This window comes from Mucilaginibacter rubeus (genome assembly GCF_003286415.2).
Classification (GTDB): Bacteria; Bacteroidota; Bacteroidia; order Sphingobacteriales; family Sphingobacteriaceae; genus Mucilaginibacter; species Mucilaginibacter rubeus_A.
The window spans coordinates 3295140-3318167 of record NZ_CP043450.1 but is presented as its reverse complement, the minus strand read 5'-3'; the positions used below and the strand labels follow the sequence as shown (position 1 = coordinate 3318167).

The 23028-nt window shown below is 39.8% G+C and carries 21 protein-coding genes; 18 read left to right on the top strand and 3 right to left on the bottom strand.

Annotation, left to right across the window (positions count from 1 at the left end):
* Positions 1 to 507: 507 nt before the first annotated feature.
* Positions 508 to 1074, top strand: coding sequence for an inorganic diphosphatase (locus DEO27_RS12955; RefSeq protein ID WP_112574222.1), 567 nt, complete (start codon positions 508 to 510; stop codon positions 1072 to 1074).
* A gap of 179 nt (positions 1075 to 1253) precedes the next feature.
* Here DEO27_RS12955 and DEO27_RS12950 read toward each other — a convergent pair whose 3' ends face one another.
* Positions 1254 to 1622 (bottom strand): hypothetical protein, encoded by a 369-nt coding sequence (locus DEO27_RS12950; RefSeq protein WP_112575028.1) that lies wholly within the window; start codon positions 1620 to 1622, stop codon positions 1254 to 1256.
* 102 nt (positions 1623 to 1724) lie between these two features.
* Positions 1725 to 2255: a UpxY family transcription antiterminator gene (locus DEO27_RS12945; RefSeq protein WP_112575027.1), complete on the bottom strand. Its 531-nt coding sequence runs from the start codon at positions 2253 to 2255 to the stop codon at positions 1725 to 1727.
* An 832-nt stretch (positions 2256 to 3087) separates the two neighbouring features.
* Between DEO27_RS12945 and DEO27_RS12940 the strand changes: the two genes are divergently transcribed.
* A complete protein-coding gene (locus DEO27_RS12940; protein ID WP_112575026.1) occupies positions 3088 to 4389 on the top strand; it encodes a WcaI family glycosyltransferase in 1302 nt (433 codons plus the stop codon).
* A gap of 12 nt (positions 4390 to 4401) precedes the next feature.
* On the opposite strand, the gene DEO27_RS12935 is transcribed toward DEO27_RS12940, so the two are convergent.
* Positions 4402 to 4623, bottom strand: coding sequence for a hypothetical protein (locus DEO27_RS12935; protein ID WP_112575025.1), 222 nt, complete (start codon positions 4621 to 4623; stop codon positions 4402 to 4404).
* A 172-nt stretch (positions 4624 to 4795) separates the two neighbouring features.
* On the opposite strand from DEO27_RS12935, the gene DEO27_RS12930 reads away from it, so the two are divergent.
* From DEO27_RS12930 to DEO27_RS12855, 16 genes are all read left to right on the top strand, one after another.
* Entirely contained in the window at positions 4796 to 5188 is a 393-nt protein-coding gene (locus DEO27_RS12930) for a response regulator (protein WP_112575024.1), read from the top strand.
* A 447-nt stretch (positions 5189 to 5635) separates the two neighbouring features.
* Entirely contained in the window at positions 5636 to 6421 is a 786-nt protein-coding gene (locus DEO27_RS12925) for a polysaccharide biosynthesis/export family protein (protein WP_112575022.1), read from the top strand.
* Positions 6422 to 6453: 32 nt separating this feature from the next.
* Positions 6454 to 8787 (top strand): GumC family protein, encoded by a 2334-nt coding sequence (locus tag DEO27_RS12920; RefSeq protein ID WP_112575021.1) that lies wholly within the window; start codon positions 6454 to 6456, stop codon positions 8785 to 8787.
* Positions 8788 to 8871: 84 nt separating this feature from the next.
* Complete coding sequence (locus DEO27_RS12915; protein WP_112575020.1) at positions 8872 to 10176, top strand: polysaccharide biosynthesis protein; 1305 nt, start codon at positions 8872 to 8874, stop codon at positions 10174 to 10176.
* A complete protein-coding gene (locus DEO27_RS12910; protein WP_223818238.1) occupies positions 10173 to 10730 on the top strand; it encodes an acyltransferase in 558 nt (185 codons plus the stop codon). The genes DEO27_RS12915 and DEO27_RS12910 overlap by 4 nt, the downstream gene beginning before the upstream one ends.
* A 7-nt stretch (positions 10731 to 10737) precedes the next feature.
* Entirely contained in the window at positions 10738 to 11706 is a 969-nt protein-coding gene (locus DEO27_RS12905) for a hypothetical protein (RefSeq protein ID WP_112575019.1), read from the top strand.
* Between the two features lie 33 nt (positions 11707 to 11739).
* Positions 11740 to 12861 carry a glycosyltransferase gene (locus DEO27_RS12900; RefSeq protein WP_112575018.1) on the top strand — a complete coding sequence of 374 codons (1122 nt, stop codon included), beginning with the start codon at positions 11740 to 11742 and terminating at the stop codon, positions 12859 to 12861.
* Positions 12862 to 12909: 48 nt separating this feature from the next.
* Complete coding sequence (locus DEO27_RS12895) at positions 12910 to 13953, top strand: glycosyltransferase family 4 protein (protein ID WP_112575017.1); 1044 nt, start codon at positions 12910 to 12912, stop codon at positions 13951 to 13953.
* 4 nt (positions 13954 to 13957) lie between these two features.
* A complete protein-coding gene (locus DEO27_RS12890) occupies positions 13958 to 15121 on the top strand; it encodes a glycosyltransferase family 4 protein (protein WP_112575016.1) in 1164 nt (387 codons plus the stop codon).
* Positions 15122 to 15132: 11 nt separating this feature from the next.
* Positions 15133 to 16518 carry a hypothetical protein gene (locus tag DEO27_RS12885; RefSeq protein WP_112575015.1) on the top strand — a complete coding sequence of 462 codons (1386 nt, stop codon included), beginning with the start codon at positions 15133 to 15135 and terminating at the stop codon, positions 16516 to 16518.
* A gap of 103 nt (positions 16519 to 16621) precedes the next feature.
* A complete protein-coding gene (locus DEO27_RS12880) occupies positions 16622 to 17749 on the top strand; it encodes a glycosyltransferase family 4 protein (protein WP_190295402.1) in 1128 nt (375 codons plus the stop codon).
* 3 nt (positions 17750 to 17752) lie between these two features.
* Positions 17753 to 18916, top strand: a complete 1164-nt coding sequence (locus DEO27_RS12875) for a glycosyltransferase (RefSeq protein ID WP_112575013.1) — start codon at positions 17753 to 17755, stop codon at positions 18914 to 18916.
* Positions 18917 to 18943: 27 nt separating this feature from the next.
* A complete protein-coding gene (locus DEO27_RS12870) occupies positions 18944 to 20026 on the top strand; it encodes an acyltransferase family protein (RefSeq protein WP_112575012.1) in 1083 nt (360 codons plus the stop codon).
* A gap of 42 nt (positions 20027 to 20068) precedes the next feature.
* The gene (locus tag DEO27_RS12865) at positions 20069 to 20641 is read left to right on the top strand and encodes a WcaF family extracellular polysaccharide biosynthesis acetyltransferase (protein WP_223818237.1); all 573 of its coding nucleotides are present in this window, start codon (positions 20069 to 20071) and stop codon (positions 20639 to 20641) included.
* Between the two features lie 13 nt (positions 20642 to 20654).
* Entirely contained in the window at positions 20655 to 21374 is a 720-nt protein-coding gene (locus DEO27_RS12860; RefSeq protein WP_112575011.1) for a thioesterase II family protein, read from the top strand.
* A gap of 2 nt (positions 21375 to 21376) precedes the next feature.
* On the top strand, positions 21377 to 22999 hold the full coding sequence (locus DEO27_RS12855) for an MBL fold metallo-hydrolase (protein ID WP_112575010.1): 1623 nt from the start codon (positions 21377 to 21379) through the stop codon (positions 22997 to 22999).
* Positions 23000 to 23028: the final 29 nt, after the last annotated feature.

The window sequence follows — 23028 nt, the reverse complement described above, 5'->3', positions numbered from 1 at the left end:
GGGAAGTTAAACCCCGAAATGCTACAATAATGTTACAATTTCAACTGGTGCTTTGAAATTATGAAAATCTATGCCGCAATTTTTTCTGTTAGTCTTTATTATATTAATAGTTAATTAATATGGAATTAATCTGAAGATCAGACTTTTTGAAAATCTTTGCATCAAACTTTCTATGTAATTATTGAAGGGGGGCTTTAAATTTTTTTAACAATCAATATCCACATATCCAGCACCGTAGCAATTCTGACAGAAATAGCATGGCTTGGTGATTTTTTTTCCATTGCAAGGAAATTTGTTTCAGCATTCAGTATTGTTTCTCGGCTATCTCACTTATCATCTGATTGGGTTTATAATGTGCTGTAAACCAGATTGAAGTGAAAGGAATGATAAGTTGAGAAGGATTTGAGTAATAAAGTGTATAAAAAATAGAATGGAGATTTTGTAATGAAATTGCCAAATTGTTAGTACTTTCATAAAAAAAATACGAAAACATTAAGATTACTACCAATGAATACACAGCATCCATGGCATGAAGTTTCAACGGGGCCTAAGGTTCCTTACGTTGTAAACGCCGTTATTGAAATTCCTAAAGGTTCAAAAGCTAAATATGAGATTGATAAAGAATCCGGTCTTTTAAAATTAGACCGCGTGCTTTTTTCATCTGTAATGTACCCTGCTAATTATGGGTTTATCCCGCAAACTTATTGTGATGATGAGGATCCGCTTGATATTTTGGTATTATGTTCTGTTGATGTTTTCCCGATGTCAATTATCGAAGCGAAGGTGATAGGAGTAATGCACATGATTGATAATGGCGAGCAGGATGATAAAATTATTGCTGTTGCCAATAATGATATGTCTGTAAATTATATAAATGATTTAAGCGAATTGCCTCCGCATACTATTAAAGAGATTGAGTGCTTTTTTAAAGACTATAAAGTTTTAGAGGGTAAAAATGTAACTGTTGAACGCTGGATGGGCGTTAGCTATGCGCACCGTGTTATTGAAGATAGCCAGGTGTTGTATGATGTTAACTTTAAATCGGCTCAAAACGAAGTTAAGGTAGCCGGCTAAGTATAGCTGAAAACTAAAAATGCTTAATCCGGCTCCTTTATTAATCAGGTTGCCGGATTAAGCATTTTTAGTTTAGTATAATTAGGTTTATAAGTTAGGTTATTACCGTTGTTTGTTCTGTTCTTATTTATGTAAGTGCCCGCCGCCTGATGTTTAATCAATTTAGCAAGGGCATATTTTTAACGCTGGTTAAATTTCTTTTTTGAATTTTCGAGCAGGCTTTTATTGTATTTCTCTAATAGTTCAATGTATTTATCCCGCCAGTACGAATCCTCCATCTCGTCTGCATGATAATCAGGTGTGTGGGTATAACCTTGATTTTTTATATTGTCAAATTCTCCCTCAGTAAATAAATGAGGAAACTCAACAGAAAAATCATGTTTCAGGCAAAGGCCTATTTTGTAAATGATTTTTGGTTTTAGATATTTTTGATTAAACCAGTAATAAACCGAGCGTCTGTTAACATTAGTGAATCGTGCGATTTCGCTTATGCTGCAGCCTTTGCGCCTAACCACTTTCTCCACTATTTCACCATGGTGCAAATCCATAAGTTTTATAAAATGAGTTTTGAACTACTTAATAACAATCGTAATTTTAATTGAGTTCTATAATAAAAAATAAGAAGCAAGTTAATAATACATCTTTAGAAGTTAACTTGCAACATTTAAACAAATTTGATCTACGTTTACCTTTACAGTTAAAACGCAGTTTAATTGTTCAATGGTCATTAATATGGTTTTGCCCATAATTTGAGTAACTACACCCTGGTAGTTATACAATAATCCGTCCTTTATTTTAACCCTGTTGCCAATGTTTAAATTTTGGATACTCATTAGCTCAACTTCCGAGTAGTTGTCAACTATTGACTTTATTCGTTCAATTTCCGTGTCATTTAATACAACGGGCTTTCCGCCATAGGATACGAAATTGATAACTCCTGGAACCTGCTTTACTTTAAGCTGCTCACCGGTATTTGCCTTGACAAAAACGTATGATGGAAATAATGGAGTTTCTATCATTTTGTTTCGGTCGGCCCATTTTTTTAATGATTTAATCACCGGACAAAAGGAGGTGATATGATTGTCATTTAAAGTTCTGTCTATTTTTTTCTCAAATCTGGATCTTGTGTACACAACCATCCAATTTGCAGGTGTAGGTTTAATTATAACAGCGTTTTTCATTGTAGTGCATTTTTATTTGTTTGATAATTAGGTAGATGATCAAACAAAATGATCCTCAATTCAGGTGCATTATTTTCATAAAAATCGCCATTTAGTTTAATAATTCGCATGGTCTCGCACATTTTGTTTTCAAAATGTGAAAAAAGTGTGGTGTGAAAAATACACATGTTTCAAAGGTGTGTTTAAACGCCTATCGACCGTTACTGATGGTGGATTTTAATCCAGGGACGCCATAATCATTAAAAAAATTAATAATTAGTTAGGTAAAAAAGGCATTTAACTAATAGTTGTTAAAAAAGGTAGTTTATTTTCTTTATTCGTTAAGTTAATATGCGGGAGCGACCCTGATCTGGGTTTTGTTAATAAATCGGTTTTTATCCTGTCGATGGTGGAGATTTCCTTACGTAAATGGTTGTTGGTTTGTTACATAAATGTGAATAATATCACACTTTTGTACATTTCACAACAATCGGCAGTTTTGTTGATGAAAAGTAAATTATATGGCTAATTTTGTATCAATGTGTTAAATAAAATTCATGTTTAATTAAACATTGATAATGAATTGATAACCTAACACACTGATTTTTAATTGAAAATAGCTCATTGTAAGCGAAATGGCGAAGCTATACTCAATTGTTAATTAATGTCTCTAACCAATCCTATAGTTACTGCAGCCACCGTACCCAAGTTAATTTAATTAAATAATACAGATTACCGATGTCTGCATGTTGAACAGCTGCGACGCGAATTAACTTTAGACGAATTTGGGGCGGACATTACTTAGTTTAATAATAACCGGGGTTTTTAACCCCCTCGCTGATAACTTAATCAAATGAATAAGCCAAACGCATCGAGCAAAAAGATATTAATTATAGGCATCAACTTTTCTCCAGAATTGACGGGTATTGGAAAATATACCGGAGATATGGTTGAATGGTTTGTTGATAACGATTATGAATGTACTGTAATAACATCTTTCCCATACTACCCATTCTGGAAAGTGCAGCCTCCATACACCAATAAGTTTTATAAGCGTGAGGTGCTCAAAGACGGTAAGCTCACTGTATACAGATGTCCGTTATATGTACCGGAAAAGCCCGGTGGTTTAAAACGACTTATTCACGAAGCTACCTTTTTTTTGTCGGCTTATTTTGTGCTGATTTCCTTGTTATTTAAGTCTAAAAATGATTACATATTTTGTATAGCACCACCTTTTCATTTAGGTTTTTTAGGTTTGTTTTACCGGTTTTTTAAACGGGGCGAAATCATTTATCATATCCAGGACCTGCAAATTGAGGCCGCACGCGATTTAAACATGCTAAAATCAAAAAGAGCATTTAAAATTTTGTTTGCGATGGAGAAATTTATCATGCACAAGGTAGATTTTGTAAGCTCGATTTCAAAAGGCATGCTTAAGAAGATAAGTGTTAAAACTAACCGGGAGATCACCTTTTTTCCCAACTGGGTTGATACTGACACTTGTTACCCAATAGCTAATTCTGCCGAATTGAAATCGATGTGGAACTTTGATGCGGATGACAAAGTAGTACTATATTCTGGCAGTATAGGCGAGAAACAAGGGATTGAAGCTATTTTAGATGTAGCTGAGCAGCTTAAACAGGTTAGCTTTATAAAATTTGTTATCTGCGGCACGGGGCCACACAAGGATAAACTAATACAGCGGGCTAAGCAACAGCAGCTTGATAACGTAAGTTTCTTTCCGCTGCAGGAGCGTCATCTGTTCAATAGTTTTTTGAATATGGCCGATGTTCATCTGGTTTTGCAAAAAAAGAGCGCCGCCGACCTGGTGATGCCGTCAAAGCTAACCACCATTTTGGCTGTTGGCGGCCTGGCACTGGTAACTGCAGAGCAAGGCACCACTTTATATGAGGTTATAAAAGACAACAACATGGGTGTTGTGATCCCGCCGGAAGATATCGATCAACTGAAGGCAGCCATATTTAACTGTTGTACATCTGATAACGCCGAAATTAAACTAAATGCCCGCAATTATGCCGAAAATCATCTTAATATCAGCAAAGTGATCAGAAGAATGATGTCCAATATGCAGAAAACGGTATATCCCGAACCAAAGGGAATTAAATATTTGAGATTGGACAGAGACGCGGATTAGAATTAAAAGTAGTTACACAGCATCTTCAATATGGAAGCGAGATGCAGGGCCTGATAATGAAATTTCGGGCTGGGAGTATAAAAAATTAGAAGATGAATATTCATACACAGTAACATTGTTCAATAAAACTGTGACATTTTCATCCTTTTTTTCAAAGGATTTAACCTCGCCCAAAAAGGTAAGGTCGGTGTTGAGATCGGTGATATATATATTTTTTGTAACGGACTCACTCATAGTTTAATTATTGGCGCAAAGAAAATAAAATTTTATGGCAATCTTTTTTCGGGTAGAAAGAAAAATGATTGTTTTTTAACGCTATGTGATCGTTTTAATTGGTATGTAAATCTGAAACAGGTAGCTAAATACTTGTTCCATAATAAATAATATAAACCTAACCTTAACCTGTGTGAAATTAATATTTATTGACGATGAACCTATCCAGCATTTCATAATTCAAAGAATGATTGAAACCTATCTATCATTTCAGCCCGTAACTACATATTATTTCGATGCAACAAAAGTTGTGGAGTTTTTAATTAAAAACAAAACTAACAGTGATGAATTGCCCGATATGATATTCGTTGATATTAATATGGCTATTATGAGCGGTTCTTCATTTCTTCATAAATATAATAAACTAAGATCCGGTTTAGCAAGGAAAATAGATGTTTATATTATGTCATCGTCAATTGATCCCGCAGACCTGGCCCTGGCAAAAAAATATGATTTTGTTTTAGATTATATTATAAAACCTTTAACAAAGGTTACACTCAAAAAAATACTGGAGCCCGCTCTGTAATCAGCATAAAGCTGCAATGTTTTGGCAGGCAATATCTTCGATATAAATTTTATGCCTACTTTTTGTTAAGGTAGTCTCCGCTAAGCTAAACAACGGTGTTGATGAGGTGTAATCATAAACTTCAATATCGTGCAGGGTAACAATAACATTATCATTTATTTCCTTATATGATTTCAGGAAGCCCGAAAAGGTCAGATTTTGTTCTAAGTCAGTTAAATAAATTTTCTTTTTAGGGGATAAAGTCATTGCAAATATGCTTGGGTAACCAATAAAGTATTTGTCGTGTATACGGTACTCTCCAGATAATGTTGCGGCAATTATTTAATCATTTATTGTTACTGTATTAACTATTCATATGCTGTTCACAGCGTAAGCTGTGCTAACTCTTCAAAGGTTCCCGGAAATAAACCCGCGGCCTATCTTTTTCAAGAAATAATTAAATCGATCATGATGAAAAATCAATTATTAACAACATTTTTAATTTTAATGGTATTGCTGACATCCTGCGCCAGCTATAAGGAGAACAGTTACTTTCAGGGATTGGATAGAAACCCGGAGATGGCTTACAAAATCACCAATTTTTCCCCGCCAACCATACAGCCTGGTGATGTTTTATCATTAAGCGTTAAAAGTTTAAACTCAGACGGCTCAGCCATTTTTAATAGCGGAGCTGTAACTACAGCTAAGGGTAAAGACGGTAGCAGCAGTGCCACATCGTCGGCTAATGATGGCTATCTGGTAAATAAGGATGGCGAAATTCAATTGCCATTGGTCCACGGTGTAAAAGTTGGCCAGCTTTCACTTGAAGACGCTGCCGCCCTTATAAAAGGTAAAATTTCGCCATATCTTAAAGAGCCTGAAGTATCATTGGCCTTTACCAATTTTAAAGTTTCGGTATTGGGCGATGTGGCCCATCCAGATGTGATTACTGTTGACGGCGAGCGCTTTTCAATTACCGACGCGCTTAGCAAGGCCGGCGATCTTACCGCTACGGCCAATCGCAAAAATGTTTTATTGGTTAGGGAAGTTGACGGTAAACGGAAATATATAAATATCGACCTTACTTCGCCAAGGCTATTTGAATCGCCATATTATTATCTCAAAAGCAACGATTTGATTTACGTTGAAGCCGGTAAAGCAAAATTTGCGACCCAGAGCACGTTTGTTAAAGTACTCCCAATCGTGATTTCAATAGCGTCATTGATCTTGATTGCTATACAAGTAAGTAAATAACTGCAAAAAATATACATATACCTTCAAATATTATGGACGCTTCTAATTCAAATGATGCCGGATCGGCTAAAATCAGTAATTTTTTTAACCGGTTATTGTTTCATTGGCCTTTATTCCTGATTTTTTTTGTTATATGTTTTTGCCTTGCTGTGTTTTATTTAAAATATAAAAGGCCTGTTTATCAGATATTTGGTAAGGTTATGGTTAAAGATCAGCAAAAGGAAGCTAATAAGGCCGCCCTGGAAGCTATCAATTTAACTGAAAACCAGAGCGGTATAGATGAGCAAATGAGCCTCATGAGTTCAATTCCTGTTACAAGGCAGGTGGTTGAAGATCTTCAGTTATGGGTTACATATCTTCAGAAAACGCCGTATTATTCTTACAAAGATATTTACTCTGATACTCCAGTTCAGTTTAAATTAATTAGTCGGGGAAAAGGATCCTTGAATTCAATATTTGATATTGTAATTGAAAGTGACAGTACCTATCTGATAAAACAGCCTAACGGCAAATTGATCAGGTTTGCGTTCCAAAGTAACCTTACCAATAGCTTTGGTACCTGGAGGCTTGATAAGACAGCTGACTTCAAACAATACATCGGCAAAACAGTGCGTATTAAATTACGCGAAATAGACGATGTGGTTGGTTATTATCAGGGCGCCATTCATGAATCACCGATAGCCAAGAGTTCGGTTGTTGTTTTCAGGCTGGATGACGAAGTACCCGAAAGAGGGCGTGAAATTATTGATGATCTGATAAGGGTTTACATGGCCGCTTCAGTTGAGCAAAAACGCAGATCGACCCAAAATACCATTAAGTTTGTTGAAGAGCGTTTAGGATCGATCACCAGCGAGCTAAACAATGTAGAAAGTAAATATCAAGGCTATAAAAGTGCGCGTGGAATTACTGAATTAGCCGATCAATCATCAGTATACGTAGGTAATGCCCAAACCAATGAAAAACAGGTTAACGATCTGAAAATTCAGTTGAGTGTGCTCGACGGCATCGAACGTTATTTGAACTCCAACGATGGTAAAGGCACTATGCCTTCAATTATCGGATTTTCTGATGCTACCCTGCAATCATTAACAGACAGGCTTACTGATTTGCAGATGGAGAAAACGAAGTTGTTAACCACTTTACCGGAAAATAACCCATTGTTTAATCCGATAAACCAGCAAATAAATGCTACAAGGGTATCATTACGTGAAAATCTGAAAACCACCAGGGCTTCATTGGTAGCTACCCTGCAAAGCTTACAAAATGTGGGTTCGGGCTTTAAATCAAACATTCGCGCATTGCCAGGTGCCGAACGGGATTTGAGCGACATAAAACGTATGCAGGGTATTAAGGAAAATCTTTACATCTATCTGCTGCAGAAAAAAGAAGAACTAAGCCTGGATTATGCCTCAACAATTTCTGATGCGGTGGTAATTGAACAAGCTCACATAGGCGGTCCGCCTACACCTATACCAGGTTCTGTTTATGCTACAGCATTGATATTAGGCCTTGTATTCCCGGTAGGTATGGTATATGGTCGTACCGCGTTAAAAAACAAGGTATCAAGTAAAGGCTCAGTAATTTCGGCCACCGGGTTGCCAGTTTTGCTTGAAATTGTACAATCTGAAACTGATGAGCCAATAGTTGTACTTAATCAAAAAACCTTTATCGGCGAACAGTTCCGCGATCTCCGGACCAAGCTGGCTTATCTGCATAAAAACAATAACAACCCTGGTAAAACCACAATTTTTACTTCAAGCATGCAGGGCGAGGGTAAGAGTTTTGTATTGAGTAACCTGGGAACAGTATTGGCAATAGCCGGGAAGAAAACGGTACTTCTTGAACTGGATTTAAGAAAACCTACACTGGCGAAACGATTTAATTTAAATCCATCAGTGGCAGGCGTAACAGATTTTATTATTGGTAATGCCTCGCAGGCCCAGATCATACAGCGTTCAAGCATCTCTGACGATCTGGATATTATTTGTGGCGGCGCGATACCTCCTAATCCTTCCGAGCTGCTTGAAAGCACACAATTGGTAGAGCTGATAACCAATTTGAAAGCAAAATATGATCATATTCTTATTGATACGCCGCCAGTTCACATCCTGGCGGATGCTATGATCATTGCCCATATGTGCGATCTTTGCTTGTACGTGATCCGCCAGGATTATACGCCCAACCAGGAACTGGAGTTTGTGAGGGAGTTAAAGGCCGAAAATAAATTGCCACGTATGAAACTGATCTTTAATGCGGTGAAAGGTGAACAGAGCGCCAACAGCTATATCTATCAGAAAAATAGCTATATAAAAGAGCCCGCTAAAAGCGTAAAAAGCCGAATGCGGAAATTTGCGAGCAGGTTTTAATCGTTATTTCCTATCCTATTTATAATAACAACTCTTTATAAATATGCAATTGATACATCAATTTCATAAACCATCGCCTGCTATATGAAAAGTTTAACAAGCGATGTTGTTGCCGATAATAAATTTGCTAAGTGGCAACAATGGACTAAACTTATCGCTGTCACATTCTCGGCCCAGGCAATTATTCAATTATTGGGATTAGTAACCGGGATATTGATAGTAAGGTTACTACCCACAACCGAATATGCGTTTTATACGCTGGCCAATACAATGCTTGGCACAATGACCGTATTGGCCGACGGCGGAATTTCATCAGGAGTGATGGCGCAGGGGGGCAAGGTTTGGCAAGACCGCCAAAAACTGGGAACCGTAATAGCCAGCGGACTTAAGCTCCGTAAGATATTTGGCATGTTTAGTTTGCTAATCTCTTTACCTATCCTGTTTTACCTGCTCATCCGTAACGGTGCTTCGCCTATTGCTTCGGGTTTAATTGTGTTGGCCATCATTCCATCATTCTTTGCTGCCTTAAGCGATACACTGCTCGAAACCGCATCGAAACTTCACCAGGGAATAAACAAACTCCAAAAAAATCAGCTATCTGCGGGGCTTGGCCGTTTTGTGCTGATGGTAGGATCGCTTTTGGTTTTTCCGTTTACTTATATAGCTATCCTGGGCAACGGTATACCCCGTATGTGGGCCAATATCCGGCTACGTAAAATCTCGGCCGAATATGCAGACCCAGAACAAAAGTCAGATCCTGCTGTAGAAAAGGAGATACTTGCCATTGTAAAGCGGTCGTTGCCCGGCGCCATTTACTTTTGCGTATCCGGGCAGATCACTATTTGGTTAATCTCGGTTTTTGGCAATACGCAATCTATAGCGCACGTAGGGGCATTAAGCCGTTTGACTACGGTATTAACTGTATTTACTACTTTATTCAGCACATTGGTAGTACCGCGCTTTGCCCGCCTGCCCGAGAAAAAGAATTTGTTGGTACAACGCTTTATCCAGATAGAAGCAGCGCTTTTTGCCATCAGCTTTATAATTATAGCGATAGTGATGCTGTTCCCGTCGCAGGTGCTCTGGATCTTGGGTAAAGGTTATTCAAACCTTAACAAGGAGATTTTATTGCTTACTATATCAAGCTGCCTTACCATGCTGGCAGGCGTTACCTACTCGGTTTTGGTTTCGCGCGGGTGGATCATTAAGCCGGTCATTAACCTTTCGGTGAACATATTATTCCAGGTAATCCTGGTGGTTACTATGGATCTTTCAAAAACCACTAATGTGTTGATGTTTTCCATAGTCGACTTTTTGCTTGCTTTCGTAATTCTAATTATATACTTCATTTACAGGGTATCCAGACTACCCAAACCAACAGTTTCATGAAACAGAGATACCCTGCCATGCTGAGGCATAAACTTAGCAATGTTAGTATATCGCTCCGGAAAAAGTACTATAAGTTTTTAGGTATGCAGATTAACAATGGGGTAATATTAGGCAAAATAAAATGTAAATGGCCTGGCAAAATCAGTGTTGGCAACGAAAGTGTAATTGAAGATGATGTTGTTTTTAAAACCCCACAGCCATTTGCCGAAACCAATTATGTAAAAATTGGAGAACGTGTATTTATTGGCCACGGATGCGATTTTAACATAACCTTAGGACTGACAATAGGCGATGATTGTCTGATAGCAGCCAATACCATATTTGTTGATGCCGGTCGCGAAATGAAGCGCGATTTACCCATCAATCAGCAACCTGTGATACACAAACCAATAATTTTAAAGAACGATGTATGGATTGGCGCGCATAGTATTATCCTTCAAGGGGTAACTATAGGGGAGGGCAGTATTGTGGGTGCAGGTTCTTTGGTTAACAAATCAATTCCCGATTACCAGATATGGGCCGGTACACCCGCCCGCTTTATAAAAAACAGATAAAACACCTATGCAATCAGTTATTTGTACGCTTTTCGAAGGACATTACCACCTCGGTGTCGCGGCATTTGTCAATTCACTTTATAAGCATGGCTATAAAGGTGATATCTATGCCGGTTATTTAGGCGAGTTGCCTCCCTGGGCTAAAACAACAACTTCGTCTGTTTTCGGCGATCTGCAATTGGCAACCTTTAAGGTTAATGATGATATAAACATCCATTTTGTTAAGTTGAAAACCAGCTACCACTTAGCCAATTATAAACCTGATTTTTTGAAGTGGCTTTTTGAAGGCCCTGCACAGCAAGTGGACAATATCTTTTATTTCGACCCGGATATCATTTTAGATTACAGCTGGGATTTTTATGAAGAATGGGTTTCTTTCGGTGTTACGGTTTGTGAGGATGTGAATTCGCCACTTCCTCCAAACCATCCCCGTAAAATGGCCTGGAAAAAGTATTTCGGGCAGTTTAATATTGATCTTGACTTGAACCGTGATATCTATGTGAATTCGGGGTTTATAGGTGTCAATAAAAAAGATATCGGTTTAGTTGATACCTGGATAATGATCCAGGAAAAAATTGGCCCCGTAATAGGCGGATTAAGCCGGGCGCCATTCCCTGGCGAAGCCAATCTTGCAAAAGAGCACGCGGGCGACTATGCGCCTTTCAGTAAAACTGATCAGGATGCTTTGAACATAGCTATTGCAGCGTGGGACGGAGTTGTGAGCTTTGTAGGTAAAGAGGGCATGGGTTTGCAAGGAGGTGCCACACTAATGCTTCATGCTTTAGGAAATCCCAAACCATGGAAAATTAAATTTTTGAAACAATCATTTTTGGGAATTAGCCCGAGAAGCGTTGATAAGAAATACTGGAAATGTGTTGATCATCCGATTTCAATATTCAACAATAATTATGTTCAGCGGAAAAGCCTCGTTGTAAATATGGGTGCGTTTATAGGCAGATTTTATACGAGAAACTAAACCTGCAGCCTTTTATACTATTCTACCGGTTATATGAAAATTTTACTTGTTTGCGCTTCGCTGGAGCCTGGTCTTGATGGGGTAGGAGATTACGTAAGAAGGTTAGCAGCGGAGTTTTGTAAAACTGGTCATGGCGTTATGCTGGTGGCGTTAAATGACAGGCATATAAACGAGTTAACTGTAGATAGTACCAACAATTTCGGAATAACAAGGCTCCCGAAATCAATGCCTGAGCAGGAACGCTATAAAGCTTTTCAAACCGTATTAGATGCCTTTAATCCTGATTGGCTGAGCTTACAATACGTTTGCTATTCTTTCGAAAAAAGGGGCATAACCTTTAACCTGGTAAAACAGCTTAAAAAAGTTAAGATAAAGGCTAATGTCCATATCATGTTTCACGAGATATGGATAGGAGAATCAAACGAAAGTACCTGGAAAGATAAAATAACAGGCTTTTTACAACGGTGGGCAGTATCGGCATTAGTTAAAACATTAAAGCCTGCTGGTATTTCAACATCAAACTCGTTTTACAAAAACTGCCTTGCAAAAGCGGGTATCCAAGCCAATAAGATCCCAATATTCAGTAATATGCCTGTTGGCAATCCAACCGGCAAAAAAATATATGAGCAGTTGCCTGCCGAAGTTCAAAGTAGCCGTTCAGCATACGTTTTAGCCACCTTCTTTGGTGGGTTTCACTATCGCGATCAGCTTGATTCAAAACTTATCCGCTTAGCAGAGCATGTCAGCCAGGAAATGAAAAAGAAGCTGGTGATCACACATGTAGGTAAAAGTGCCGGTATCGAAGAGCAGTTTGAAAGGTTAGCACAAACTACCAGTATATCCATGAGGGTAATGGGAACATGGGACGCTCAGGATATTGCCGATTACTTTAGTTTATGCGATGTAAGCCTTGCCAATCATCCCCTGGTACTATTTGAAAAAAGCGGAAGCATTGCCGCGGCTCTTTACAATAAATGCCCGGTTATAGTTTTAAGAGACAACATTGCTTCTGATGATCAAAAAACTGCCGAGGTGGAGCAAGTGGAAAGGATTAATAACATTGAAAAGTTTATAAATCAGGATACCGGTTTTTCTGAAAAATACAACCCGGAAAGTGTAGCAGGGCAGTACCTGACAATGTTTAAACCAAGCTGATAATCATAGCGATATAATAGTCCGTGTTTACCAAGCAATAAAACCAATATGCTTAAGCCTTTAAAAATTCTATTTATAACCCATAAATTTTATCCTGATCTGGGTGGTACGGAAGCTAACGCCGAATTTTTAGCGGGAGCGTTTCATGATAAAGGTGCAATTGTACACCTTCTCACCTGGACAAAGGAATCAGGGACAAAAGAATTTCCTTACAGAATTGTTCGCAATCCGGGCTTATTGCAGGTGATAGGTGAGCATGCCTGGGCCGATGTGGTTTTTGAAAATAGCCCGGTTTTGCGTTTATCATGGCCTGCCGCATTTTTTAATAAACGGTTGGTAGTGGTTTTAAATACCTGGCTTAGTAATGAAGACGGCTCCAAATCAATGCAGGCACGGCTCAAATATGCATGGCTTAAAAAGGCTACCAAAGTGATTACAGTAAGTGACGCGCTCCGGAAAAAATGCTGGCCAGCTGCTACAGTGGTAGAAAACGCATACAACGATAAGCTTTTTGTACGAAACAATACCGAAGCCCAACGCACTAAACGTTTCGTTTTTTTAGGAAGAGTGGTATCTGATAAAGGGGCCGATATGGCAATTGAGGCTATCGATAAATTAAAAAAGGAGCAGGCCAACCAAAACCTTGGCGATATTTCATTAACTGTTATAGGAGAGGGAAAAGACCTTGTCAAACTGAAACAATATGTAAAGGATCTGGATTTGGAAGATCTGGTAACATTTGAAGGAAGTTTAACCGGCGAAAGGTTGGTGGCGTCTTTAAATCAGCATAACTATTTGTTGGTTCCGTCACGGTGGGAAGAGCCTTTTGGAATAGTAGCATTAGAAGGTCTTGCCTGCGGATGCATCCCTGTAGTTTCTGATGGTGGCGGCTTGCCTGACGCGGTTGGTGATGCAGGGGTGGTTTTTAAAAGGGGCGATATTGATGACATGGTAAACTCAATTACCAACGTGTTAACAGATACATCATTACAACAACGCCTGAAAGCCGCGGCAAATAAGCATTTACAGGAACATAGCAGCGAAGTAGTTGCTCAGCAGTATTTTGACATTATACAGGCATCGGTGAATTAAAAACATGAAAGTAATATATACATCACCTAACAGTAGTCATCACTATCGTTATGCACGCATGCTTCATGAGGCTGGGGTGCTGCACAAGTTTGTAAGCGGGTTCTCAAGATTAAGCCCCCGGGCAGCGCTTGACGAATTAGGTGACGAGTTGGTTCGTAAAGATTTTCTTCAAACAGCTTACCTGATTAGTTTAAGGTCAAAAATTCCGGTTGCGGTAAGCAGGCAGATTGCTTACCTGGCTAAAATTGAACAGGACAACGCTTGCAAACGCTATCTCGACGGGGCTGATATCTTCATGTACTACAATGGTAGCGGCTTAAACACAAGCAAAGCAGCCCGAAAAAAAGGCAAGATCGTTATAGTGGAGGCCGTTAACAGCCATGTGCAATACCAGGAAGATCTGATGAAGGAGGAATATGAATCATTGGGTTTGCCGTGGGTGCCATTTCATGCTAAAGAAAAAGAAAGGCGCTTAGCCGAATACCAGCTGGCCGATTACATACTGCTTCCGTCCAATTTTGTAAAAAGGAGCTTTATTCAAGCTGGTTTCCCCGAAAAAATGTTGCTGAGGGTACCTTATGGCTTTACTCAGTTAACGTCCGCTACTACAGAAAATGTTGAAAAAGAACAAAAAGAGTTTGTGGTTTTATACGTTGGCAGTATCTCGGTACGCAAAGGCCTAAGGTATTTGATCAAGGCTTTTGAACAGCTTAATCACCCCAACAAAAAGTTGATGATAGTAGGCCCGGAAAGTAACCCTAATGGCTTGAATGATATTGTAATACCGGAAGGTGTGGTATTTACCGGCATATTAAAAGGCGAGCAACTTAACGCCGCCTATAAAGGCGCGAGTGTTTTCTGCTTGCCATCTATTGAAGAAGGGCTTGCATTGGTATTAGGCGAAGCCTTATCATTCGGCGTGCCAATAATAGCCACCGAAAACACAGGTGCAGACGATATTATTACCAATGGTGAAGAAGGATTTATAGTGCCAATAAGGGATAGCAATAGTATTCTTGAAAAACTGCAATTGCTTGCTGATGACAGGGATGCTTATAACACGATGAAAGAAAAAGCGGTTAAAAAAGCCAGCAGCCTTAAAGGTTGGGACGAAACCGGCCGTTTGTTGGTAGCATCACTTAATGATGTATTTACCGCCAGGGTTTAAAGAAAATATACATGAACAAAGCTCAGGAGAGATTAAGGGTACGCTGTAAGCAACTGCTATATATCATAGTATTGGTGCTTATTTTTGAGGGGGTTGTCCGCAAGTTGGTGCCGGCAGCAGGCATGCTTATCTTCTTCCTAAAGGACATTTTATGCATTATTGGTTTGGTATTGATTAAAAATGCAAAACTATCCGGCTTGACCATCAGGTTGGTACAAAAATGGAAAGTAATGCTGATGGTGTTTGCTCCACTGGTTTTGTTTACCCTCTTTCACGATGCTCTTTTAAGCATTTTTGGATTAAAGCAATACCTGCTGTTCCCGATTGTTGGGGTCCTGATGCCTTTCGCTTTTCCGGCCAATAAAATTGAAGAATTCAAACAGTTTGTACTGATCATTACTCTGGCCTTAGTGCCAACATCACTGGTTGCCATTATACAAAACTCCTTACCAGCCACCCACTGGTTAAACATGAGTGTTGACGGAAATTCTTTAGAGGGTTTTTCGGCCGCCGGTCGCCTTAGGGTTAGTTCAACATTTTCATTTACAGGGCAATATTCCTGGTTTCTGAATTTTGTGTGTACGTTTTTAACACTTTGTTTCTTTTGGCCCAATAAAACAAAAGAAAAAAGTGGGTTTAAAAAAATGGCTTTATTGATTGCTGCAAGCATCGCATTGATCATCGGCATATTCATAACAGGTGGGCGTACCGCTGTATTGGGTTGCGGTTTTTGCATTGTCGGTGGCTTGGCATTTTCGGCGGTAAAAGCGCCCGGAAAAATCATATCAAGAGCATTGGTTGGCATAATAGCGTTTGCTGTTTTATTAGGAGGGATCCGTGCTGTTAAACCCGAATTTTTTGCCGCATACGATGAGCGTTCAAGCGACCACGGCGATGGTTCACAAACCAACGAAATCTCGGGCAGGGTACAGGATGGCTTTTTAAACTGGACAAACTGGGTTTTTGAACAGGATATAGTTGCTGTGCTATTCGGTAATGGCTTGGGTGTAATGAGCAACGGATCTGAAAGGATAAGCTATTATGCTAACGATATCAAATCGAAAGGCTTTAGTACAGAAAGTGACCTTGATACCACCATTTATGAGGGCGGATTGTACCTGGCCATAAGCTGGTATGCGTTTAGAATTGGCCTTATTTTCTTCGCCCTTAATCTTTGGCAAAAGATGAAGAGTAAAGAACTAAGTATAGTTGTTTCATTTTTATTGGCCTACATTATCATGACAGCCTCCTTTGGCGTGGTAGCCAGGAACCCGCCACTCAATATTTGGTTATGGCTGGCCATTGGCAGCGTAGTAATCATCAAAAACTACGACGAGCAGCAGCAAAAAGAACTGAAGGTTTCAAAGCCTGAACCGGAGTCGGTTTTCGCGATATAGATATTCTCATTATAATCTTATGTCAAACAATAATTTTCGGGTAGCCATAGTTGTATCCCACCCAATCCAACATTTTTGTCCGCAGTATATAAGCTTTACAAAAATGAAGGATGTTGAAGTAAAGCTGTTTTTTGCCTCGATGCTGGGCTATAAAAAATATGTCGACAAAAATTTCGGACAGGAAATATCCTGGAACAACCTCAGGTTAGACGAATTTGATCATGAATTTTTGAATGGCGAACAGGTTCTTCCGTCAACAAAGGAGCTTGATGCCCCATCAATAACCGAGGAACTGGATAATTACCATCCTGACGCCATCATTACTTATGGGCATTTTCAAAAAGTGCAGCGTAGGGCGCACAAGTGGGCAAAAGCCAATAATGTGCCTATTGTTTACATTACAGATTCTGAAAACCGCCAGCGCCGTAAATGGTATAAACTTTTGGCCAAATTCTTTTTGCTAAGGCAATATTACAACAAGGTGAACTACTTTTTTACCGTTGGCGATGCGAATGAAGCCTATTTCAAACTTTACGGTGTACCCGAAAAGAAATTTATCAGGATGCATTACCCAATTGATGTTGATGTATACGCCGATGCTTACCAAAACAAAGCTGCCTTACGTAGTCAAATTCGCGAGCAATACGGCATCCCCAAAGAAGATTTTGTGATAGCTGTAGTAGGTAAGCTGGTAACCTGGAAAAACCAGGAACACCTGATAGATCTTTTGATCGATCTGGAGAGTAAAGGTCAAAAGGCGCACGCGTTCATCCTTGGCTCCGGTAAAACCCTTGACGGTTTAAAGCAAAAAGCCGAACAATTAAAGGTTAATAAAGCTCATTTCACGGGCTTTGTTGATCCGTTAAGCCTGCCTGCTTATTACGCGGCTATAGATGCTTATGTGCATCCGGCCAGTATCGAACCTCATTCATTAGCCATAAGCGAAGCAATTTACATGGGATGCCCTGTAATTTTGAGTAGCACCTGTGGCAGCTACGGCGATACCGATGACGTTCAGGTAAACAAGAACGGTTATGTGTATAACTTTGGTGATATCCAGGAACTTTCTGAGAAAGTTATAAAGCTGATCAACGATCAGCAGCTACGCCAGCAATTCAGCGATCACTCACGTAAGATCTCTTTAAAATTTCAGCAGCGTGCGCACCGCGATTCTATGCTTGATTTGATAAATAAGGTTAATAAAGGCAAACGCAAAGCTGTATCTGTTTAAATTATGCGCATCGTTTTCTTCACCCATCCTTCGTTTTTAGGTTCACAGAGTATGCCCCGGTTTGCCAATATGCTTACTAACGGTATGCAGCAACGTGGGCATGAAACCGAAGTTTGGACATCTAAGGCTTTTTTTTACAATCTCGGTGTACCAAAGAGCCTAAAAAAATGGCTTGGTTATATTGATCAATACATTCTGTTCCCGGGCCAGGTTCGCAAACGATTAAAAGCTTATCCGGCGGAAACACTGTTCGTATTTACGGATCACGCTCTTGGCCCATGGATCCCGTTGGTAGTTAAAAGACCGCATGTGATTCACTGTCACGATTTTTTAGCACAGCAATCCGCATTAGGAATGATTGCCGAAAACAAAACAGGAAACAGTGGTAAAAAATATCAGCAATATATCCGCAACGGGTACAGTAAAGGCAAAAACTTTATCTCGGTTTCAGTTAAAACACAAACTGATCTGCACCAGATGCTGGGTTCAAAGCCTGCAATGTCAGAAGTGGTATATAACGGTTTAAACCAGGAGTTTACTTCTGCTGAAGTAACCCTTGTGAGGATGCAGTTGAGCAAGGAAACAAGTATTGATCTCAGCGGCGGCTATATATTGCACATCGGAGGTAATCAGTGGTATAAAAACCGCGCGGGAGTAATCCAAATTTACAATGCCTGGCGGGCGAAAAACGATAGCAAGCTACCGCTAATAATGTTGGGCGTAACGCCTAATCCAAAAATTATCGCTGAGTATAACCAGTCGACATATAAAAATGATATCCATTTGCTTTCGGGCAAAAGCGACCTTTTTGTAAGAAATGCTTACGCCGGTGCATCTGTGCTTTTGTTCCCTTCGCTTGCCGAAGGTTTTGGCTGGCCAATTGCCGAGGCTATGGCTTCAGGCTGCCCTGTTATCACAACCGGTGAAGCACCAATGACAGAAGTGGGAGGTGATGCCGCTTTTTATATCCCTCGTCAGCCTCAGGATCCGGAAGGGTTAAATGAGTGGCTGCAAACTTCAAGCAATCTGTTAAACACCGTATTAACATCATCGGCACAACAACGCACCGAGATGATTAGCAAGGGGTTTATAAACGTAGGCCGGTTTGATACCGATGTTACCTTGAATGAAATTGAAAAGATCTACCAGCAAATAGTTACCAGCTAAAACTAATTCAAACGCAATTACATCGATATGGAAAGAAATACCGATACACTGTATATTTTACGTTTTATTGCCGCAATAATGGTGGTTTGGTATCACTTTGGCAGCCCTACGTTTTTTTCTTACAATGGCGGAGAGGCGGTTAACTTTTTCTTTTTTATTTCCGGCTTTGTCATGATTGTTGCCAACGCCCGGTATTTTAAAAGTGAAAATACCGAGTTTGCAAGGAAAGAGTTTTATGTAAAGCGCTTTGCACGTATTTATCCTTTATACTTTTTAGCGTTGCTGGCACAGGCTATTTTTCACTATTGCATTAAAACTATTGATACCCCTACAGTAAAATACAGGTTAATATTTGAGGTTTTAGGTATTGAACGCTGGTTGTATGTTGGCGCGTTTAACGCTCCGGGCTGGACAATATCATGCGAGTTCTTTTTCTATCTTTTCTTTCCGTTCCTTATCGTTTACATGCGCAAGAATGAGAAAAAGTATAAAACTATGGCATGGGGATATTTCATTTTTACCTATTGTTTAACGCTGGTTTTATCGTATTTAAGCGAGCTTCATTTACCTACCATTCCTAAATTGGTGGTTACCGGATTGCGCCTTAATCCGGTATTCCTGATCTCAATTTTTATTTTGGGAATGCTATGCGGTAAGGTGTTTCTTGACAGGAAGGCACTTTTTTTCAGGAATCAGATAAACTCATTAATAACGGTAATACTTTGTATCGCAATCGTATTCCTGGTTAAGTTTTATGTGCCGGGGTATTATGTGCTTGCCAACGGCTTACTATCGCCGGTTTACTTTGTAATGGTGTTAGCTGTTACAAGCTTCAAGAAAAAAGATACAGCATTCTTCAGCTCAAAACCAATCGTCTTTTTAGGTGATATCAGTTATAGCATCTATATTTTCCAGGCTCCATTCATGAATTACTTTAAAATGTTTGTGATGCCGATAGGCACCTGGCCTGCTTTGATAGTTGCCACACTTGCGCTCATAGCCTTCTGCAGTATTTTATATTTTACTGTTGAAATGCCTTGCAAAAACCTGATCCTGAATTTATTTAACAAAAGGCGGGCCCCTAAAGAACCAGACTTCGCGGTGTTATAATCCTATCAAATATTCATTAAATCGGTTATAGCTGATTGAAAAATGGAAACTACTATTTACCCTATGCAAACGGATCTTTCAAAATTTACTATTGGCGATTATAAAAACGGCAATAAATTAAAAGTAACCGTTTGGTATTTTATCAACTACTTCATCTTTAACAGCGCGTTTCCCTGGCCTTATAAAATGAAAGTGACTTTACTTCGGTTGTTTGGTTCAAAGGTGGGCAATGGTGTTGTTATCAAAACAAAAGTTAAAATTAAAAACCCGTGGCGATTAACCATTGGCGATCATACCTGGATAGGAGAATCGGTTTGGATAGATAACCTGGAAGATGTGAGCATCGGAAAAAACGTTTGTATTTCGCAGGATGCCATGCTGCTTACAGGTAACCATGATTATACTAAAGTAGATTTTCCATATCGTTTGGGTAAGATCACGCTTCATGATGGTACATGGATTGGCGCAAAAAGCGTAGTATGCCCCGGAGTGGTTTGCCGCAGTCATTCTATTTTAACTGTTAACTCAGTTGCCACTAAAGACCTTGAGCAATGGAGTATCTACTCAGGAAACCCGGCCGCTTTTGTAAGGATTAGAAAAGGAATCACCGATTAATAGCTGTAACAAAATGAGCGAAAAGATCAACTTAGTTTGTCTGCCGTTTGCCGGAGGGAACAAGTATTCATACAGGCCTTTGTTTACCGAAAATTCGGCTGTATTCAATGTTATTACCCTCGAATATCCGGGCAGGGGAACGCGGATTTTTGAAGAGCTTACGTCAGATATTGACGCGCTGGTTAATGATCTGTTTAATCAGCTAAAACCTATATTAAGCAAAGGCAATTATGCCATATATGGTCATAGCCTGGGTGGTTTGCTGGCTTATTTGCTTGCGGTGAAAATTCGTGAAAATAGCTACGAGCTGCCTAAGCATATTTTCATCACCGGCGCTTCAGGCCCGTCGGCAACATCGCGTCAAACAAAAAGGTTTCATTTATATCCGCATAAAGAATTTATTGATGAGGTGATCATATTAGGCGGAATGCCCGATGAGATTTTACAGGACAATGCCATGCTGGAATTTCTTGAACCAATCCTGCGTAATGATTTTAAGGTAAGCGAAACCTATATACACAAAGCTGCCGAACCACTGAATATCCCTTTTACGGTTATCACGGGTACTGACGAAGATCTTAAGGCAGAAGAAGTTTTGCTGTGGCAAAATGAAAGTATCCCGGCAGTTGATTTTATACAGCTTGAAGGTGACCATTTTTTTATCATGCAGCACAGGGCTTTTATTATCAATGCTATAGCTGAAAAGCTGACCAAACAATTAGAAACATTTTAGTCATGAACGAGGAACAATTATATCTGAAACCCAACGTGGTAATGGAGCCACTGGTAGACAAATGGTATGCCTGGAGCCACCTGATTTCTCCGGCAACAGCCGCCATGAATATAGTTGGAAGGCATTTGGCCATTATCGAATCGTATTTAATGGCTCCGGCAATTCATGCCAGTGCTGTGCTCAACCCTAAAATGAAAGGCGGCCCGTTTATGGATTTTGGTGGTGGCAGAATTGAGGAGGTGACCCAGCTTCAAGACCAATCGCTTGAAAAACAGAATAAAGTAATAGAATTTGCTAAAGCGATAAAAACATTAGACAGGCTATTGGACGCCGAAGCAACAGGCTACGGTCTGGAGGATTTGTATGCTAAAGTCCCCGATATTTTACGGGGCTACGTGGAGTTGTATTATGATCGTAATAACAACCCCGGTTTCCGGTTTTTTGAATCATTGCTGTACCAAAGCGAGTTTTATAACAAAAGCTCGCAAAGCCTGGCCATGTGGATCACCAATAACGATGAGCGCCCGTTTTGCCTGAGTACACCACGTCTTAACGAGCCGGATGTTTTAAGTCTGGACGTACCGTTTGACCATGCTTGCATTGATGCTTTGGCCAAAATGAAACGCACAGCCAATAGCTACGCGGCTATTAAAGAAATCTGCGGCATCACCCCGGAGCAGGAACCTTTGTTTAAAACGTTTTTTACAGAAACGCCTCCGCCGCCTTACGAAAAATATACCGGCGACAAGATCAGGATGCGCTATTTTGGCCATGCCTGTATCCTGGTTGAAACTAAGGATATCAGTATTTTGGTCGACCCACTGATTAGTTATTATGGTTATAGCTCGGATGTTCAGCATTTTTCGGATGTTGACCTGCCGGATACTATCGATTATGTACTGATCACCCACAATCACCAGGATCATATCCTGTTTGAAACCCTGTTGCCTTTAAGACATAAAATCAAAAACCTGATAGTTCCCCGTACATCAAGCGGCAAACTGGAAGATCCGGATCTGAAATTAATGTTCAATAACATTGGCTTTAATAATGTAATGGATATCAGCGAAATGCAAACCATCCATTTTAACGATGCCATTATCACTGGTTTGCCTTTTATAGGCGAGCACAGCGATATGAATATCCTTACCAAAGCTTGCTACCTGGTAAAAATAGGCGATTTTAAACTGCTCTTCCTGGCCGATTCAAGAATTGTGGAACCTCGTTTATATGAGCTGGTTCACAAATTTATTGGCAATGTAGACGTGCTTTTTATTGGTATGGAATGCGATGGCGCGCCTTTAACATGGCTGTACGGTCCGCTGCTTACCAAAAAACTGGCCAGAGATATGGATGGCAGCAGGCGTCTTGCCGGCTCCGATTGTGATAAAGGAATGGCGCTTATAGACATTTTTCAACCTAAAGAGGCTTATGTGTACGCCATGGGTCAGGAGCCATGGGTTGAGTTTATCAGCAGTATCAAATACACCGACGAATCAAACCCTATTGTACAATCAGATAAGCTGGTAAAGCTATGTACAGACCGGGGGATAATTGCCGAACGCCTTTACGGCGAAAAGGAGCTATTGTACAATAAGCAGGTTGATAGCCTTATCGAACAATAATCATTCAGCTTTTAAGCATTTTAGAAAAC

What these genes read in the sequence shown, in the direction of transcription:
- DEO27_RS12870 (WP_112575012.1), top strand. Translation starts at nt 18,944, where the DNA reads ATGGAAAGAAATACCGATACACTGTATATTTTACGTTTTATTGCCGCA.
- DEO27_RS12855 (WP_112575010.1), top strand. Translation starts at nt 21,377, where the DNA reads ATGAACGAGGAACAATTATATCTGAAACCCAACGTGGTAATGGAGCCA.
- DEO27_RS12860 (WP_112575011.1), top strand. Translation starts at nt 20,655, where the DNA reads ATGAGCGAAAAGATCAACTTAGTTTGTCTGCCGTTTGCCGGAGGGAAC.
- DEO27_RS12895 (WP_112575017.1), top strand. Translation starts at nt 12,910, where the DNA reads ATGCTTAAGCCTTTAAAAATTCTATTTATAACCCATAAATTTTATCCT.
- DEO27_RS12875 (WP_112575013.1), top strand. Translation starts at nt 17,753, where the DNA reads ATGCGCATCGTTTTCTTCACCCATCCTTCGTTTTTAGGTTCACAGAGT.
- DEO27_RS12900 (WP_112575018.1), top strand. Translation starts at nt 11,740, where the DNA reads ATGAAAATTTTACTTGTTTGCGCTTCGCTGGAGCCTGGTCTTGATGGG.
- DEO27_RS12885 (WP_112575015.1), top strand. Translation starts at nt 15,133, where the DNA reads ATGAACAAAGCTCAGGAGAGATTAAGGGTACGCTGTAAGCAACTGCTA.
- DEO27_RS12945 (WP_112575027.1), bottom strand. Translation starts at nt 2,255, where the DNA reads ATGAAAAACGCTGTTATAATTAAACCTACACCTGCAAATTGGATGGTT.
- DEO27_RS12925 (WP_112575022.1), top strand. Translation starts at nt 5,636, where the DNA reads ATGATGAAAAATCAATTATTAACAACATTTTTAATTTTAATGGTATTG.
- DEO27_RS12915 (WP_112575020.1), top strand. Translation starts at nt 8,872, where the DNA reads ATGAAAAGTTTAACAAGCGATGTTGTTGCCGATAATAAATTTGCTAAG.
- DEO27_RS12950 (WP_112575028.1), bottom strand. Translation starts at nt 1,622, where the DNA reads ATGGATTTGCACCATGGTGAAATAGTGGAGAAAGTGGTTAGGCGCAAA.
- DEO27_RS12880 (WP_190295402.1), top strand. Translation starts at nt 16,622, where the DNA reads ATGAAGGATGTTGAAGTAAAGCTGTTTTTTGCCTCGATGCTGGGCTAT.
- DEO27_RS12920 (WP_112575021.1), top strand. Translation starts at nt 6,454, where the DNA reads ATGGACGCTTCTAATTCAAATGATGCCGGATCGGCTAAAATCAGTAAT.
- DEO27_RS12955 (WP_112574222.1), top strand. Translation starts at nt 508, where the DNA reads ATGAATACACAGCATCCATGGCATGAAGTTTCAACGGGGCCTAAGGTT.
- DEO27_RS12935 (WP_112575025.1), bottom strand. Translation starts at nt 4,623, where the DNA reads ATGAGTGAGTCCGTTACAAAAAATATATATATCACCGATCTCAACACC.
- DEO27_RS12890 (WP_112575016.1), top strand. Translation starts at nt 13,958, where the DNA reads ATGAAAGTAATATATACATCACCTAACAGTAGTCATCACTATCGTTAT.
- DEO27_RS12910 (WP_223818238.1), top strand. Translation starts at nt 10,173, where the DNA reads ATGAAACAGAGATACCCTGCCATGCTGAGGCATAAACTTAGCAATGTT.
- DEO27_RS12905 (WP_112575019.1), top strand. Translation starts at nt 10,738, where the DNA reads ATGCAATCAGTTATTTGTACGCTTTTCGAAGGACATTACCACCTCGGT.
- DEO27_RS12940 (WP_112575026.1), top strand. Translation starts at nt 3,088, where the DNA reads ATGAATAAGCCAAACGCATCGAGCAAAAAGATATTAATTATAGGCATC.
- DEO27_RS12865 (WP_223818237.1), top strand. Translation starts at nt 20,069, where the DNA reads ATGGAAACTACTATTTACCCTATGCAAACGGATCTTTCAAAATTTACT.